This window comes from Sinomonas sp. T428B (assembly GCF_056780155.1).
Map to the genome: position 1 here is coordinate 3,241,307 of NZ_JBRAZR010000001.1, position 15,547 is coordinate 3,256,853.

General features: G+C 71.8%; 11 protein-coding genes and 1 tRNA gene. 7 read left to right on the top strand and 5 right to left on the bottom strand.

The features are described 5' to 3' along the window. Positions 1-58 precede the first annotated feature (58 nt). From ACUYMY_RS14970 to ACUYMY_RS14980, 3 genes are all read left to right on the top strand, one after another. Positions 59-1,972, top strand: coding sequence for an ABC transporter ATP-binding protein (locus tag ACUYMY_RS14970; protein WP_481704319.1), 1,914 nt, complete (start codon positions 59-61; stop codon positions 1,970-1,972). After that, positions 1,969-3,834 (top strand): ABC transporter ATP-binding protein, encoded by a 1,866-nt coding sequence (locus ACUYMY_RS14975; RefSeq protein ID WP_481704320.1) that lies wholly within the window; start codon positions 1,969-1,971, stop codon positions 3,832-3,834. The genes ACUYMY_RS14970 and ACUYMY_RS14975 overlap by 4 nt, the downstream gene beginning before the upstream one ends. 281 nt (positions 3,835-4,115) lie before the next feature. Further along, a tRNA-Pro gene (locus tag ACUYMY_RS14980) sits at positions 4,116-4,192 on the top strand. A gap of 177 nt (positions 4,193-4,369) precedes the next feature. On the opposite strand, the gene ACUYMY_RS14985 is transcribed toward ACUYMY_RS14980, so the two are convergent. Beyond that, a complete protein-coding gene (locus tag ACUYMY_RS14985) occupies positions 4,370-4,552 on the bottom strand; it encodes a hypothetical protein (RefSeq protein ID WP_481704321.1) in 183 nt (60 codons plus the stop codon). 210 nt (positions 4,553-4,762) lie between these two features. On the opposite strand from ACUYMY_RS14985, the gene ACUYMY_RS14990 reads away from it, so the two are divergent. Then, a complete protein-coding gene (locus ACUYMY_RS14990; protein ID WP_481704322.1) occupies positions 4,763-6,031 on the top strand; it encodes a helix-turn-helix domain-containing protein in 1,269 nt (422 codons plus the stop codon). A 49-nt stretch (positions 6,032-6,080) separates the two neighbouring features. Here the strand turns inward: ACUYMY_RS14990 and ACUYMY_RS14995 are convergent, their stop codons facing one another. Both ACUYMY_RS14995 and purD read right to left on the bottom strand, forming a co-directional pair. Beyond that, positions 6,081-7,016 carry a phosphoribosylaminoimidazolesuccinocarboxamide synthase gene (locus ACUYMY_RS14995; RefSeq protein ID WP_481704323.1) on the bottom strand — a complete coding sequence of 312 codons (936 nt, stop codon included), beginning with the start codon at positions 7,014-7,016 and terminating at the stop codon, positions 6,081-6,083. Then, entirely contained in the window at positions 7,016-8,332 is a 1,317-nt protein-coding gene (gene purD, locus ACUYMY_RS15000; protein WP_481704324.1) for a phosphoribosylamine--glycine ligase, read from the bottom strand. The genes ACUYMY_RS14995 and purD overlap by 1 nt, the downstream gene beginning before the upstream one ends. A gap of 82 nt (positions 8,333-8,414) precedes the next feature. Here purD and ACUYMY_RS15005 point away from each other — a divergent pair, with 82 nt between their 5' ends. Both ACUYMY_RS15005 and ACUYMY_RS15010 read left to right on the top strand, forming a co-directional pair. Continuing rightward, positions 8,415-9,425 carry an asparaginase gene (locus ACUYMY_RS15005; RefSeq protein WP_481704325.1) on the top strand — a complete coding sequence of 337 codons (1,011 nt, stop codon included), beginning with the start codon at positions 8,415-8,417 and terminating at the stop codon, positions 9,423-9,425. 30 nt (positions 9,426-9,455) lie between these two features. Continuing rightward, complete coding sequence (locus tag ACUYMY_RS15010; protein ID WP_481704326.1) at positions 9,456-9,845, top strand: sterol carrier family protein; 390 nt, start codon at positions 9,456-9,458, stop codon at positions 9,843-9,845. Here the strand turns inward: ACUYMY_RS15010 and ACUYMY_RS15015 are convergent. Together ACUYMY_RS15015 and ACUYMY_RS15020 are read right to left on the bottom strand one after the other, a co-directional pair. Next, complete coding sequence (locus ACUYMY_RS15015) at positions 9,842-11,359, bottom strand: cation:dicarboxylate symporter family transporter (RefSeq protein ID WP_481704327.1); 1,518 nt, start codon at positions 11,357-11,359, stop codon at positions 9,842-9,844. The genes ACUYMY_RS15010 and ACUYMY_RS15015 overlap by 4 nt on opposite strands. Positions 11,360-11,647: 288 nt before the next feature. Then, on the bottom strand, positions 11,648-12,463 hold the full coding sequence (locus ACUYMY_RS15020; RefSeq protein WP_481704328.1) for an SDR family oxidoreductase: 816 nt from the start codon (positions 12,461-12,463) through the stop codon (positions 11,648-11,650). 202 nt (positions 12,464-12,665) lie between these two features. On the opposite strand from ACUYMY_RS15020, the gene aceE reads away from it, so the two are divergent. Beyond that, a complete protein-coding gene (gene aceE / locus ACUYMY_RS15025; protein ID WP_481704329.1) occupies positions 12,666-15,449 on the top strand; it encodes a pyruvate dehydrogenase (acetyl-transferring), homodimeric type in 2,784 nt (927 codons plus the stop codon). Positions 15,450-15,547: the final 98 nt, after the last annotated feature.

The following is a 15,547-nucleotide window of genomic DNA, read 5'->3' on the forward strand; positions in this document are numbered from 1 at the left end:
GTAGGGTGGTGTCCGCAGCCACCGTTCCTTCCGACCCCGAGGCGGGTGAGCCCCCGGCATGCCACAGCGCGCCCCTGCACACGGCCCCGACGCCGCCCCCGCCAGCGCCCCGGTGCCGCCGACGCCGTTCTTCCGCAGCATCGCGCGGCTCGGCCCGATCGTGCGGCCCATCCTCCCGCGCCTGGGCGCCGGCCTCGCCGCGGCCCTGGCCACTTCGGCCCTCGCCCTCGCTGTCCCCCAGGTCCTGCGCGGCGTGATCGACCAGCTCGTCGCGAGCGGGACCAAGCCGTCGGCCGTGTGGGCGGCGGCCGGCGTCGTCCTCCTCCTCGGCGTGCTCGAGGCCGGGATGATGGTGCTGCGCCGGCTCCTCGTGATCCAGCCGAGCGTGAAGCTCGAGCGGCAGCTGCGCGTCGCGATGTACGACCACCTCCAGGACCTCCCCGTGGCCTTCCACGACCGCTGGGGCTCGGGCCAGCTGCTCTCGCGCTCGGTCGCGGACCTGGGCTTCCTGCGGCGCTGGCTCGCGTTCGGGGCGATCTACCTCGTCGTGTCGGTCAGCACGGTCGCGATCGGCGCCGTGCTGCTGTTCATGCTCTCGTGGCAGCTCGCGCTCATCTTCCTCGCTGCCGCCGTGCCGATCATGGTCTACGGCGCGGTCTTCCGGCGGAACTTCTCCCTGGCCACCCGCCGCAGCCAAGACCTCGCGGGCGATCTGGCCACGACCGTCGAGGAGTCCGTCCACGGCATCCGCGTGCTCAAGGCCTTCGGCCGCGGCCGCGAGGCGCTCGAGAGCTTCGCCGAGCAGGCGGGCCGGCTGCGCGAGACCGAGGTCGCCAAGGCCCGCCATCAGGCCGTGTTCAGCCTTGTCGTGACGCTCCTCCCCGAGCTCGCCCTCGGCGCGGGCCTCGTCACCGGGATCTGGCTCGCCGCGACCGGACAGCTGAGCATCGGCTCGCTCGCGGCCTTCTTCGCGACCGCGGCCGCCATCGCGCAGCCGGTCGAGTCGAGCGGCATGCTCGTCGGCATGGCGCTCACGGCCAAGACGGCCGTGGACCGCCACTTCGAGCTCATGGACGCCAAGAGCACCATCGCGGATCCCCCCGACCCCGAGCAGGTGCCCGCCCCGCGCGGCGCCCTCGCCTTCCGGGACGTCGTCTTCGGCTTCGCGCGCTCCCCCGCTGCGGGTGGTGGCGCAGCGGACGACGGCGCCGCCCGCCCGGGCGGGGACGCGCCGTCGTCCGCCGTGCTCGCCGGGGTGACGCTCGAGGTGCGCCCGGGCGAGACCATGGCGCTCGTGGGGGCGACGGGGTCGGGGAAGAGCACGCTCCTGCAGCTCGTCCCGCGGCTCTACGACGTCGAGGCGGGCTCGGTCGAGATCGACGGCGTGGACGTGCGCCGCCTGCCGCTCGTCCGGCTGCGCCGCCTCGTCGCGGTCGCGTTCGAGGACACGACCCTCTTCTCGTCCTCGGTGCGGGACAACGTGCTCCTCGGCGCCGCCGTGCGCGAGGGGCCGGAGGCCGAGGCGCTGCTCGCGGAGGCCCTCGACGTGGCCCAGGCCCAGTTCGCCTACTCGCTCCCGGACGGGCTGGACACCCGCATCGGCGAGGAGGGCCTGAGCCTCTCGGGCGGCCAGCGGCAGCGCATCGCCCTCGCCCGCGCGATCGCCGCCCGGCCCGCCGTCCTCGTGCTCGACGACCCGCTCTCGGCCCTCGATGTCGCGACCGAGGAGCGCGTCACCGCGCGGCTGCGCGAGGCGCTCGCGGAGACGACGGCGCTCGTCGTCGCCCACCGGCCCTCGACCGTGGCCCTCGCGGACCGGGTCGCGCTGCTCTACGACGGCGTGATCGAGGACGTCGGCACGCACGCCGAGCTGCTCGCCCGCAGCGCCCACTACCGCTGGGTCATCGCGAGCCTGCCGGACGAGCCGCGGGACCTAGACACGGAGCGCGGCGACCTCGAGGAGGCGCGATGAGCACGGCGGGCGCGGGGACAGGCTTCGGGACGGCCGGCGAGGACTCCCTCGACCTCTCCCGCGAGGCGTCGCGGGCGGTCCGGCGCCGTTCGCTGCGGCTCCTCGGCGACCTCATGCGCCCGGTCCGTGGGCGCCTCGTCGCGACCCTCGCGATGGTCGTCGTCTCGCAGGCCACGCGGGCGGCCGGCCCCGCCATCATCGCCTTCGGCATCGACCGCGCGCTGCCGGCCCTGGCCACCGGCAATGCGGGCGTCATGTGGCTCGCGGGCGGGGCCTACCTCGCCGCGGCGCTCACAACGGCGCTGCTCACCGCCGGCTACGTGACCTCGACGGCGGCGCTGAGCCAGGCGATGCTCCTGGACCTGCGCGTGCGCGTCTTCCGGCACACCCAGCGCCTGAGCCTGGACTTCCACGAGCACTACACTTCTGGGCGGATCATCAGCCGCCAGACCTCGGACCTCGAGGCCCTGCGCGAGCTCCTCGACTCGGGCGTGGGGGCGCTCGCCTCCGGGCTCATGTTCATGGGGTTCACGGCCGTGGCGGTGTTCCTGCTCGACTGGCGCTCGGGGCTCATCATGCTCGCCGCCGCCGTGCCGATGGCCGTGCTCGCGCGCTGGTACCAGGTGCACTCGCAGCGGGCGTACCGGGCCTCGCAGGTCGTCTCCGCGCGCCTGATCGTGCACTTCGTCGAGACCATGACCGGCATCCGCGCGGTCAAGGCCTTCCGCCGGGAGCGCCGCAATGCAGACGAGTACGGGCGGCTCGCCGACGACTACGCCGCCGCGACCCTGCGCTCGATCCAGCTCCACGGCGTGTTCCAGCCGGGGCTCGCGCTCGTCGGCAACGTCACCGTCGCGGCCGTGCTCCTGGCCGCGGGCTTCCGCGTGCTCGAGGGGACGCTGGCCGTCGGGGTGCTGCTCGCCGTCGTGCTCTCGGCGAAGCGCTTCTTCGCCCCGCTCGAGCAGATGGCGATGTTCTACAACTCGTTCCAGAGCGCGCAGGCCGCGCTCGAGAAGGTCTCGGGCCTCCTCGAGGAGGTCCCCTCGGTCCGGCCGCCGCACGACCCTGTGCCGCTGCCCCGCGCGCGCGGCGCCGTCTCGTTCGCGTCGGTCGCATTCTCCTACGGTGAGGGCCCCGAGGTCCTGCCCGAGTTCTCGCTCGAGATCCCCGCAGGCCAGACGGTCGCCCTCGTCGGGGCGACGGGGGCCGGGAAGTCGACCCTCGCCAAGCTCGTGGCGCGGTTCTACGACCCCACCGCAGGTGCCGTGACGCTCGACGGCGTCGACCTGCGGCGCCTCGCGACGCGCGACCTGCGACGCGCCGTCGTCATGGTCACCCAGGAGGCGTTCCTGTTCTCGGGGAGCGTCGCGGACAACATCGCGCTCGGCCGGCCCGGCGCCTCCCGCGACGAGATCGAGGCGGCGGCGCGGGCCGTCGGTGCGCACGAGTTCATCGCGGACCTCCCCGAGGGATACGACACGGACGTGACCAAGCGCGGCGGGCGCGTCTCGGCCGGCCAGCGGCAGCTCATCTCCTTCGCCCGTGCCGTCCTGGCCGATCCGGCCGTGCTCATCCTCGACGAGGCCACGAGCTCGCTCGACGTCCCCTCGGAGCGGCTCGTGCAGGCGGGCCTCGCGCGCCTGCTGGCCGGGCGGTCCGGGCGGGAGCGCGCGGCGGACGACGGCGGCGGCGCGCGGACCGCCGTGATCATCGCCCACCGCCTCTCGACGGTCGAGATCGCCGACCGCGTCCTCGTCATGGACGGCGGGCGGATCGTCGAGGACGGCTCGCCCGAGGAGCTCCTCGCGCGGGGAGGACGATTCGCCGCGCTCCACGGGGCGTGGCGGGACTCCCTCGTCTGACAACGATCCGGGGTCACCTCCCTGCGATGCGGGGTCACCTCCCTGCGATGCGGGTTGCTCCCTGCCATGCGGGGTCACCTCCCTGCGATCCATGGGCAATGTCAGGACATCGACCCCGGATCCTTGGGAGCTGACCTCGCATCCTTGGGACGTGACCCCGCATCCTTGGGACGTGACCCCGCATCGTTGAGATCGCCCCGCCGGGGGCCGTTTCGATTTCGTCCTGTGGCCGGTATCGGGTACTCTGGATGAGTTGCTTCGGGGAGACCTGAGGCGCGGATCGGGATGTAGCGCAGCTTGGTAGCGCGCTTCGTTCGGGACGAAGAGGTCGCAGGTTCAAATCCTGTCATCCCGACCATACGGAAGGCCCCGCAGCCCTTTGGGCGGCGGGGCCTTTGCCATTCCCATAATCCCCGGGGCCTGGAAACGGCGGTGCCCCGGGGATCGCTCCCCGGGGCATCGACGCGGTTGCAGTCTGGCCAGCCTCCTAGCCCAGGCTGTCACTCCCTGGTACAGGCTCCCGAGTCGAGGGCCGTCAGCCCTTCTTCGAGGGCTTGTCGCTATCCGCAGGCTGGGACATAGGGTCCGGCCAGTTGCCGATCGCGACAGGTGACGTCGACGTATCCGACGACTCGCCGGTCGCCATCGGGGCGACGGCGACGCCCGAGAGGGCGAGGGAACCCCCCAGGGCAACAGCAGCGGTGAGTTTCTTCAGCATGATCTTGTCCTTATTTTGTGTTCTGGAGACTATTTCCAGAACGGGTGCGATGTTTCGGGCAGAGCGTGCTTTGTCATGATTGACACACCAAGTAAAATATTTTCCACACGGGCTGTCAAGCAACAGCTCCCGCTGTATCGAGGCGTTCGCGCAGCGGTCGAAGCAAGGAAACACGCCGGTCATCCGGCAGCGTTGGGCAAGGAGGTCGCTGTGGGGAGTGGATTCGGCGAGAAGCTGAGGGCGGAGCGCCTCGAGCGCGGGCTCACCCAGGCCGAGCTCGGGAAGGACCTGTACTCGCCCAGTTATATCTCGCTGCTCGAGACCGGTCGCCGGGAGCCCACGGCGGAGGTCATCCAGGAGCTCGCCCGTCGCCTCCAGCTCGCGCCGAAGGCGCTCGAGGCCTGGAGCCAGCCCGTGAGCGCGAACGACGCCGAGTACGTCCTCGCCGGCCTCTACGCGCGCCAGGCGTGGGACCTGAGGGACTACGCCCAGGCCGCCACGCACGCGGCCACCGCCGCCCAGTTCGCCCTCGACGGCAAGAACAACAGCGCGTGGTGGAACATGACCTACATGCAAGCCGAGTGCCTCATGAAGCAGGGCGAGCTGGCCGAGTGCCAGCGGATCGTCCAGCACCTCCTCGAGCACCCCATCGTGGCCGAGTCCTCGGGCCTGGCAGTGCGGGCCCGTCAGATGCTCGCTGCCGTGAGCCACGGCCTCGGCCAGCTGAGCACCGCCATCGAGCACGCGCGAGAGGCCGTCCGGATCGGAGCCCAGCTGCCGGCCGGCTCGACCATCTACATCGGCGCGCTGCGCGCCCTCATCGCCGCTCTCGCCGAGAGCGGCAAGCTCGAGGAGGCCTGGAACCAATGCCGCATCCTCGAGACCCTCATCGACGAGGACGCGATGGGCCAGCTCGCGGGCGAGGTCGAGTGGGTCATCGGCAACGTGGCCTTCATGCGTGCCGACTACGAGGAGGGCGTCAAGCACCACGAGCGGGCAGCCCAGCTCCTCTCCCCCGCGAACGACATCGAGCTGTGGGCCCGATTCAACAAGGCCTCCGCCGCGGTGCGCCTCTCGGGCGGCATCATCGAGCCGGCGACCCTCGGCGCGATCGAGCGGGCCGAGCTCGCCCTGAGCATCGTGGGCGGCTCGCGGACGGAGCAGCTCGAGGTCCGCTTCATCAGGGCCCGCTGGCTGTACCTCAACGGCGAGATCCGCCCGGCGATCGAGCTCCTTCGGACGATCCACAAGGAGAAGTCCGTGCTCGGGCGGCACACCGCCGGCGAGGTCGCCCTGCTCCTCGGGCGCGCGCTCAAGGCCCTCGGCAGCAATGAGGAGGCCCTCGAGATGCTCAAGGACGCCCGCGAGCAGTTCGGCTACGCGGGCGCGTCCGAGAAGGTCCAGCAGACCATGGACGCGATCCTCGAGATCAGGCTCGCGGCCCAGCGGGCGGAGCATCCGCACTCCGACGAGGAATGAGGGAGGGCCCGGGGTCGGCTCTCCGAGCCCGGGCCCTCCCCTTACGGCGTCAGGCGAAGCGGCGTCCCGTGATGCGCTCGTACGCCTCGATGTAGCGGGCGCGGGTGCGCTCGACGACGTCGGCGGGCAGCGCGGGCGGCTCGTCACCGGAGGCCCGGTCCCATCCGGACTCGGCCGAGGTGAGCCAGTCGCGCACGTACTGCTTGTCGAAGGAAGGCTGCGCCTGGCCGGGCTCCCACGTCGCCGCGTCCCAGAACCGGGACGAGTCCGGGGTCAGCACCTCGTCGCCGAGGGTGATGAGGCCCGTCACGGGGTCGAGCCCGAACTCGACCTTCGTGTCGGCGAGGATGATCCCGCGCTCGCTAGCGATGCCCTCGGCCTTGGAGTAGATCCCGAGGGTCAGGTCGCGCAGCCGGGCCGCGGCGTCGTCGCCCACCATGCCGGTGACGTCCTCGTACGTGATGTTCTCGTCGTGCTCCCCGACCTCGGCCTTCGCCGAGGGCGTGAAGATGGGCTTCGCCAGGCGCGAGCCGTCCACGAGGCCGTCCTCGAGCCGGATCCCGCAGACCGTCCCGGACTCGCGGTACTCGGCCAGCCCGGAGCCGGTGAGGTAGCCGCGCGCGATGCACTCGACGGGGTACATCTCGAGCCGGCGGCACACCATCGCGCGGCCCTCGACCTCGGCCGGGACCCCCTCGGCGGCGGTCGAGGCGAGAACGTGATGCGGGACGTCGAGCTGCTCGAACCACCACAGGCTCAGCTGCGTGAGGATCCGCCCCTTGTCCGGGATCGTGCTCTCGAGCACGTGGTCGTAGGCGCTGATCCGGTCGCTTGCGACGACGAGCACGGCGTCCTCGAACGGCGCCCCACCGGGCCCCTCCGCGGGCTCGTACAGGTCCCTGACCTTGCCCGAGTAGACGTGCTTCCAGCCCGCGAGCTCGGGCGCCTGCGCCGCGAAGCCCCTCTGGGCGTCCAGGCCCGCCATCACTCGGCCCCCGCCACGTGCGCGGCGCGCCGGCCGGACGGGGCCGGGACGCGCACGTCGCCGCGCGCCGCCTTGGCGGCGATGTCCCGGCGGTACTGCCCGCCGTCGAGCCTGATCTCTGCCATGCCCTCGTAGGCGCGCTCGCGCGCCTGGGTCAGGTCCTCGCCCAGGGCCACGACCGCGAGGACGCGGCCGCCGGCCGAGACGACCTTGCCGTCCTCGCCGAGCTTCGTGCCGGCGTGCAGGACGTGCACGCCCTCGACCGCGGCGGCCTTCTTGAGCCCGCGGATGCGGTCGCCCGTGCGGGGCGTGTCCGGGTAGTGCTCGGAGGCGAGGACGACGGCGACGGCCGTCTCGGGCGCCCAGCGCAGCTTCTCCGCGCGGTCGAGCCGGCCGGTCGCGGCGGCGAGCAGGAGCGAGCCGAGCGGCGTCCTGAGCCGGGCCAGGACGGCCTGGGTCTCGGGGTCGCCGAAGCGCGCGTTGAACTCGATGACCCGCGTCCCGCGGGACGTGAGGGCCAGGCCGCAGTAGAGGACGCCGACGAACGGCGTGCCGCGCTTGGCCATCTCGTCGATGGTCGGCTGCGCGACGCGCTCGACGACCTCGGCGACGAGGTTCTCGGGCGCCCACTCGAGCGGGGTGTACGCGCCCATGCCGCCCGTGTTGGGGCCCTCGTCATTGTCGAAGATGCGCTTGAAGTCCTGCGCGGGAGCGAGGGGGACGACGTTCCGGCCGTCCGAGAGGACGAAGAGGGAGACCTCGGGGCCGTCGAGGAACTCCTCGATGACCACGGTCCCGCCCGCGTCGAAGCACGCCTGGGCGTGCGCGAGGGCCTCGTCCCGGTCGGAGGTCACGACGACGCCCTTGCCCGCCGCGAGCCCGTCGTCCTTGACCACGAAGGGCGCGCCGAACGCGTCGAGGGCGTCCGCCGCCTCCTCGGCGGTCGCGGCCACGCGGGCCATCGCCGTCGGGACGCCGGCCTCGGCCATGACCTGCTTCGCGAAGGCCTTGGACGCCTCGAGCTGGGCCGCGGCCTTGCTCGGGCCGAACACGGGGATCCCGGCCTCGCGGACGGCGTCGGAGACGCCCGCGGCGAGCGGGGCCTCGGGGCCGACGACGACGAGGTCGACGCCGAGCTTCTGCGCGAGCGCCGTCACGGCCTCGGGGCTGTTGGCGTCGATCGCGTGCGTCGGGACGACCTGGGCGATGCCGGCGTTGCCCGGCGCGGCGTGGACCTCGGACACCGCGGGATCGGCCAGGAGGGAGCGGACAATGGCGTGTTCGCGGCCACCCGGGCCGATCACGAGAACCTTCACGCCCCCAAGGGTATCCGCCGGGCCCCGCGCGGCGCACTCCGCGCTCGCCTGCATCGGGGGACCTCCCCCATAGACTTCTCGCATGGCCCCCCACGCAACCTTCTCGGCGGACGACGCCGTCGAGCTCGCCGTGATCGAGCGCAGCGGCTTCATCGAGTCGCGGCACCTCGGCTCCGCCGTCGTCCTTGCCGGGGACGGGACGGTCGTGACCGAGCTCGGGGACATCCGGACGCCGGTCTTCGCCCGCTCGACGCTCAAGCCCTTCCAGACGCTCGCCGCGATGCAGGCTGGCGTCCCGCTGCGCGGGACGCAGGTCGCGCTCGCGTGCGCCTCGCACACGGGCTCGCTCGACCACATGGACGTCGTCGAGGGCATGCTCTCCGCGGCGGGCCTGCGCGAGGAAGACCTCCTGTGCCCGGCCGAGTGGCCCGCGGACGAGAACGCGCGGGCCTGGCTCGTGCGCTCGGGCAAGGGCCGGCGGAGGCTCGCCTTCAACTGCTCGGGCAAGCACGCGGCCTTCCTGTGGGCCTGCGTCGAGAACGGCTGGGACCGCCGCAGCTACCTCGAGCCCAACCACCCGATGCAGCAGCGTGTGCGGGCCACGGTCGAGGAGTACACCGAGGAGGCCATCGCGCATCTCGGCATCGACGGCTGCGGCGCGCCCGTCGCGGCCGTCTCGCTCACGGGCCTCGCTCGCGCCTACTCGCGGCTCGCAAAGGCCCCGGGGGACGCCTCGGCCAACGCGCGCGCCGCTACGGTCGCCACCTCGATGCTCGACTACCCGTGGGCCGTTCAGGGCCGCGACCGCGAGAACACGGTGGTTATGGAGGAGCTCGGGATCCTCGCCAAGATCGGCGCCGAGGGGCTCCTCGTCCTCTCGACGCCCCAAGGCGCGACGGCGGCCGTCAAGGTCCTCGACGGGAACGTCCGGGCCACGACCCTCGTCGGCCTCACGATGCTCGCCGCGGCCGACGCCGTCGACATCCCCGACGTCGCGCGCGTGCTCGAGCGCGTCGTCGAGCCCGTCCTCGGCGGGGGCCGGCAGGTTGGCCGGATCCGGCTCGGGACCGCCGTCTCGGCGCTGCTGGACTAGCCGCAGGTACTGCTGAACACGGAGGAACTCATGGCTGCCCGCCGCAAGATCGCGCACGACGCCGGCCGCGCCGCCGTCGCCGCCTGGCTCGCCGAGCGCTCGGCGGGCCAGACGGGCGAGGCGACTACCGCCGTCGCCCGCCAGACGCTCGCGACGGCCGTGCGGTACACGCTCGAGGAGCTCGCCGCGCGGGTCCCGGGCAACTCGGTCGAGGTGCGCGTGCCGCCGTTCGGGGTCGCGCAGTGCGTCGAGGGGCCGCGGCACACGCGCGGCACCCCGCCCAACGTCGTGGAGACGGACGCCGCGACGTGGCTCGCGCTCGCGACCGGCTCCCTGGCATGGGCCGAGGCGCTGAGCTCGGGCAAGCTCAGCGCCTCGGGAACCCGCACGGACCTCGGGGAGGTCCTGCCGCTCGTCTAGCGCGGCTGGTCTGCGGCGGCGGGTTCGGCCACGTGGCCTTCGCCTGCGTGGCCCGAGCCGTGGCGGGACATCTGGAACTCGGGGAGGTCCTCCTCATAGGGGCCGCCGCTCCACTTCGGCGAGGGCGCCTCGCCGCGCTTGGCGCGCTCCTCCTCCTGGCGCTCGAACTCCGCCTCGCGGCCGAGCAGGATCGCGGAGTCCTCGTTGGTGAGCTCGCCGTCGAAGGCCCGCTTCATGGCCTTGCGGTCGAACTGGCCCTCCCACTTGGCGACGACGAACGTCGCGACGCAGTTGCCGAGGAGGTTCACGACGACGCGCATCGAGTCCATGAGCCGGTCGGCGCCGAGGAGCAGGGCGACGCCCGCGACGGGGAAGAGCCCGAGCGCCCCGGCGGTCGCGGACAGGGCGAGGAACGAGGACCCGGGGACGCCGGCCATGCCCTTCGAGGTCAGGAGGAGGACGCCGAGGGCGGCGAGCTGCTGGCCGAGGTCGAGCTGGTGCCCGAAGGCCTGGGCGAGGAACAGCAGGGAGATCGAGAGGTAGATCGCCGCGCCGTCGAGGTTGAACGAGTAGCCAGTGGGGATCACGAGGCCCGTGGTGGCGCGGGAGCAGCCGGCGTTGGTGAGCTTGCCCATGATGCGCGGCATGACCGACTCGGTCGAGGCGGTGCCGAGGGCGAGCAGGAACTCCTCGCGGGTGTACTTGAGGAACTGCCACAGCGGGACCCGGGCGAAGGACCACGCGACGATGAAGAGCAGGCCGATGAAGACGATGGCCGCGCCGTAGCAGGCCGCGATGAGCAGCGCGAAGGTCCCGAGGGTCTCGACGCCGTACTGGCCGATGATGAAGGCCATCGCGCCGAACGCGCCGATCGGGGCGACGCGCATGATCCAGGCCATGATCTTGAAGACGAGCTCGAGGATGACCTCGAAGAAGGACAGGACGGGGGCGCAGCGGTCCTTGCCGATGACCACGACGGCGGCACCGAAGAAGACCGAGAAGCACAGCACCTGGAGCAGGTGGTTGCCCGCGAAGGCGTCGATGACGCTGACCGGGATGACCTCGAGGATGAACGTCGCGGCGTCCTTGGGGGCGGCCCCGCCGGTCTTGGCGTCGAGGGCGTCCCGTGAGAGCGTCGCGGGATCGATGTTCAGGGATGCGCCGGGCTGTACGACGTTGGCCACGACGAGCCCGAACACGAGCGCGAAGAGCGTCGCCGCCGTGAAGTAGAGGAGCGCCTTGACGCCCACGCGGCCCACGGCCTTGACGTCCCCGACCGCCGAGATGCCCGTGACGATCACGAGGAAGATGAGCGGGGCGATGATCATCTTGATGAGGCGGATGAACCCGTCGCCCAGGGGTTTGAGGTCGGCACCGAGATCCGGCCAGAAGTGGCCGATCGAGATGCCCGCCACGACGGCGATCAGAATCTGGAAGAAGAGCGACTGCCAGAGCCGCTTCTTCTTCGCGGGCGCCGAACTCGCCTTCAGCGCCGCCGGATCTTGGAGCTTCATGGGGATACCAATCCTTGGGAAGTGTGGCGCCCCTCACCCTTGAGGGGCTGTGCTTCCACGGTAGGACCGCTTCTATCAATTCCGCAAGGGGAAATTTTGTTTCCACTTTGTGAAATCTTTGGTATACCGTCGAACATGGTCCATTGAGCCCATACCGGGGGTCGACCAGCAGTGCGTGTCTCGCCCTGCAGTGCGCTTGAAGAGCACGTGACGGCGGAACTCGCACTGCTGGGGAGCGCGTCGGGGTTCCGGACCTCCCCCCAGGCGCGGCCGCGCCCCCGAAGGGCGCTACCCCCGTCCGACGAAGGGCATCCCCGAGGCCGTGATGAGCAGCGATCCGACGGTCGCCTCGCGCGGGAGCGAGGCCATGAGGACGACGGCGCGCGCCGCCTCCTCGACGGGGAAGGTCGGCTCGACTCGGCGGGTCCCGTCGGCCTGGAGGGCGCCCTCGCCGACGCCCAGGGTGTCCATGATCTCCGTCCGCGTGTTCCCGATGTCGATCTGCCCGCACGTGATCCCGAACTCCCGGCCGTCGAGCTCGATGCTCTTGGTCAGGCCAGAGATGGCATGCTTCGTGGCGGTGTAGGCCACGGACCTCGGCCGGGGCGAGTGCGCCGAGATGGAGCCGTTGTTGATGATCCGCCCGCCGCGCGGGCTCTGCGCGGCCATGGTCCGGAAGGCCGCGCCCGCGCACAGGAAGCTACCCGTGAGGTTGACCGCGACGGTCGCCTCCCAGTCCTCCGGCGACACTTCCCCGACATTCCCGGCCGGTCCGAACATGCCGGCATTGTTGAACAGCACGTCGACGCGCCCGAACGCGGCAACGGCCTCGGCGAAGACGCGCTCGACGTCGGCGGGCACTGTGACGTCGGCCCGCACCGCGAGCGCGCGGTCGCCGAAGCCCTCCCCCGTCTCGCGGAGGGGCTCGCTCCGGCGCCCTGCTAGAACGACGCTCCAGCCCTCCCCCAAGAGCCTGCGCGCCACGGCGCGGCCGATCCCCGACCCGGCCCCGGTCACGACGGCGACCCTCGGCTGGGAGCCAGCCTCCGCCGTCGTCCGCGTGGTGTTCTCCGCGTTCTCGGTGTTGTTGCCGGCGTTCGTCATCTCCCGCTCCCTCCCGCGCCCGCTCCAGAGAAGCGGGCGACACCAACTTGACGCGCATCACCCCGACACGCGACTCTTAATCCACATTGCAGTATTTAGTTTCCACTATACGAAACAGTGGAGCGGCTGCGGACATCTTCCCCGGGATAACGAGGTTCCGAGGACGAGCGCGCGCACCCCTCGCGCAGAAATGAGGTTGGACGTGTTGACTGGCGAGCATACCCAGCACATCCTCGGCGGCTCCGGCGCACCGCTGGACCGCGATCCGGAAGAGACGGCCGAGTGGATCGAATCCTTCGACTCGCTCGTGGCCGAGCGCGGCACGGAGCGCGCGCAGTTCATGGTCAGGAGCATCCTCGCTCGCGCGGGCGCGCAGAGCGTCGGCGTCCCGCTGGTCCACACGACCGACTACGTCAACACGATCCCCGCGGACCAGGAGCCCGAGTACCCCGGCGACGAGGAGATCGAGCGCCGCTACCGCGCGTGGATGCGCTGGAACGCCGCCGTGCTCGTGCACCGCGCGCAGCGCCCCGGCGTCGGCGTGGGCGGCCACATCTCGACCTACGCCGGCGCCGCGACCCTCTACGAGGTCGGCTTCAACCACTTCTTCCGCGGCAAGGACCACCCCGGAGGCGGCGACCAGGTCTTCTTCCAGGGCCACGCCTCCCCCGGCATGTACGCCAGGGCGTTCATGGAGGGACGCCTCACGGAGCAGGACCTCGACGGCTTCCGCCAGGAGAAGTCCCACGAGGGCCACGCCCTCTCCTCCTACCCCCACCCGCGCCTCATGCCCTCCTTCTGGGAGTTCCCCACGGTCTCGATGGGCATCGGCCCCATGAACGCGATCTACCAGGCCCAGTCGAACCGCTACCTCGCGAACCGGGGCCTCAAGGACACCTCGGACCAGCATGTGTGGGCCTTCCTCGGCGACGGCGAGATGGACGAGCCCGAGAGCCGCGGCCTGCTCCAGCTCGCGGCAAACGAGGGGCTCGACAACCTCACCTTCGTGGTCAACTGCAATCTCCAGCGTCTCGACGGGCCCGTGCGGGGCAACGGCAAGGTCATGCAGGAACTCGAGGCGTTCTTCCGCGGCGCCGGCTGGAACGTGGTCAAGGTGGTCTGGGGCCGCGAGTGGGACTCGCTCCTGTCCAAGGACCGCGAGGGGCACCTCGTCCGGCTCATGAACGAGACCCCCGACGGCGACTACCAAACGTTCAAGGCGGAGGACGGCGAGTTCGTCCGCGAGCACTTCTTCGGCCGGACCCCCGAGACGAAGGAGCTCGTCGCGGACCTGAGCGACGAGGACATCTGGAACCTCAAGCGCGGCGGCCACGACTACCGCAAGGTCTACGCCGCGTACAAGGCCGCGACCGAGTTCAAGGGCAAGCCCACGGTCATCCTGGCCAAGACGGTCAAGGGCTACGGCCTCGGCTCCCACTTCGAGGGCCGCAACGCGACCCATCAGATGAAGAAGCTCACCCTGCAGGACCTCAAGGACTTCCGCGACTACCTCCGGATCCCGGTCACAGACGCCCAGCTCGAGGCGGACCCGTACCGCCCGCCCTACTACCACCCTGGCATGGACGCCCCCGAGATCCGCTACCTCCTCGGCCGCCGCGCGGCCCTCGGCGGCGCCGTCCCCGAGCGCCGCAGCCGTCACGCCGAGGTGACGCTGCCGCCGTCGTCCGCGTACGCCGTCGCCGCCCGCGGCTCGGGCAAGCAGCAGGCCGCGACCACGATGGCGTTCGTGCGGCTGCTCAAGGACCTCATGCGGGACAAGGAGTTCGGCCGGCGCGTGGTCCCGATCGTGCCGGACGAGAGCCGGACCTTCGGCATGGACGCGTTCTTCCCGACCGCGAAGATCTACAACCCGCACGGCCAGAACTACCTCTCGGTGGACCGCGACCTCGTGCTCGCCTACAAGGAGTCCCCGGCGGGCCAGCTCATCCACCCGGGCATCAACGAGGCCGGGGCGGTCGCGGCGTTCACAGCCGCCGGGACGTCCTACGCGACGCACGGCGAGCCGCTCGTGCCGATCTACGTCTTCTACTCGATGTTCGGCTTCCAGCGCACCGGCGACTCCTTCTGGGCCGCCGCGGACCAGATGACGCGCGGCTTCATCATCGGCGCCACGGCCGGGCGCACCACCCTCACGGGCGAGGGGCTCCAGCACGCCGACGGGCACTCCCCGATCCTGGCCTCGACCAACCCCGCGGTCATCACGTGGGACCCCGCGTACGGGTACGAGATCGGGCACATCATGCGCGCCGGCCTCGAGCGGATGTACGGCGGCGCCCACCCCGATCCCAACGTCATGTACTACCTCACGGTGTACAACGAGCCGATCGTCCAGCCGGCCGAGCCCGAGGGCCTCGACGTCGACGCCCTGCTCAAGGGCATGTACCGGCTGCCCGCGGGCGGCCTGGGTGAGGGCAGCGAGGCGGACGACGCCGTCGCGCGGCTCTCGGCGGACGCTCCCCGCGCGCAGCTGCTCGCCTCGGGCGTCGCGGTGCCGTGGGCGGTCGAGGCGCGCCGCATCCTCGCCGAGGACTGGGGCGTCGCGGCGGACGTGTGGAGCGTGACCTCGTGGACCGAGCTGCGCCGGGATGGCCTGGCCGCGGAGGAGCAGGCCTTCCTGCACCCAGAGCTCGAGGCCCCGGTGCCGTTCGTGACGCAGCAGCTCGCGGGCACCTCGGGCCCGATCGTCGCCGTCTCGGACTACATGAAGTCGGTGCCGGACCAGATCCGGCAGTTCGTCCCGGGCGACTACGCGGTGCTCGGGGCGGACGGCTTCGGCTTCTCCGACACCCGCGCCGCCGCCCGCCGGTTCTTCAAGATCGACTCGCACTCCATCGTGGTGCGCACCCTCGCCGAGCTGGCCCGCCGCGGCGAGGTCCCGGCCGGGGCCCCGCGCGAGGCGATCGAGCGGTACCGGCTGCTCGACGTCACCGCCGGCACGACCGGCAGCGCCGGGGGCGACAGCTAGCCTCCGGCTCCTCACAGACCGCCCCGCGCGCCATCCCGATGGGCCTGGACGGACGGCGCGCGGGGCTCGGCCGCCGGGTCCACAACGGCGGCCATGGC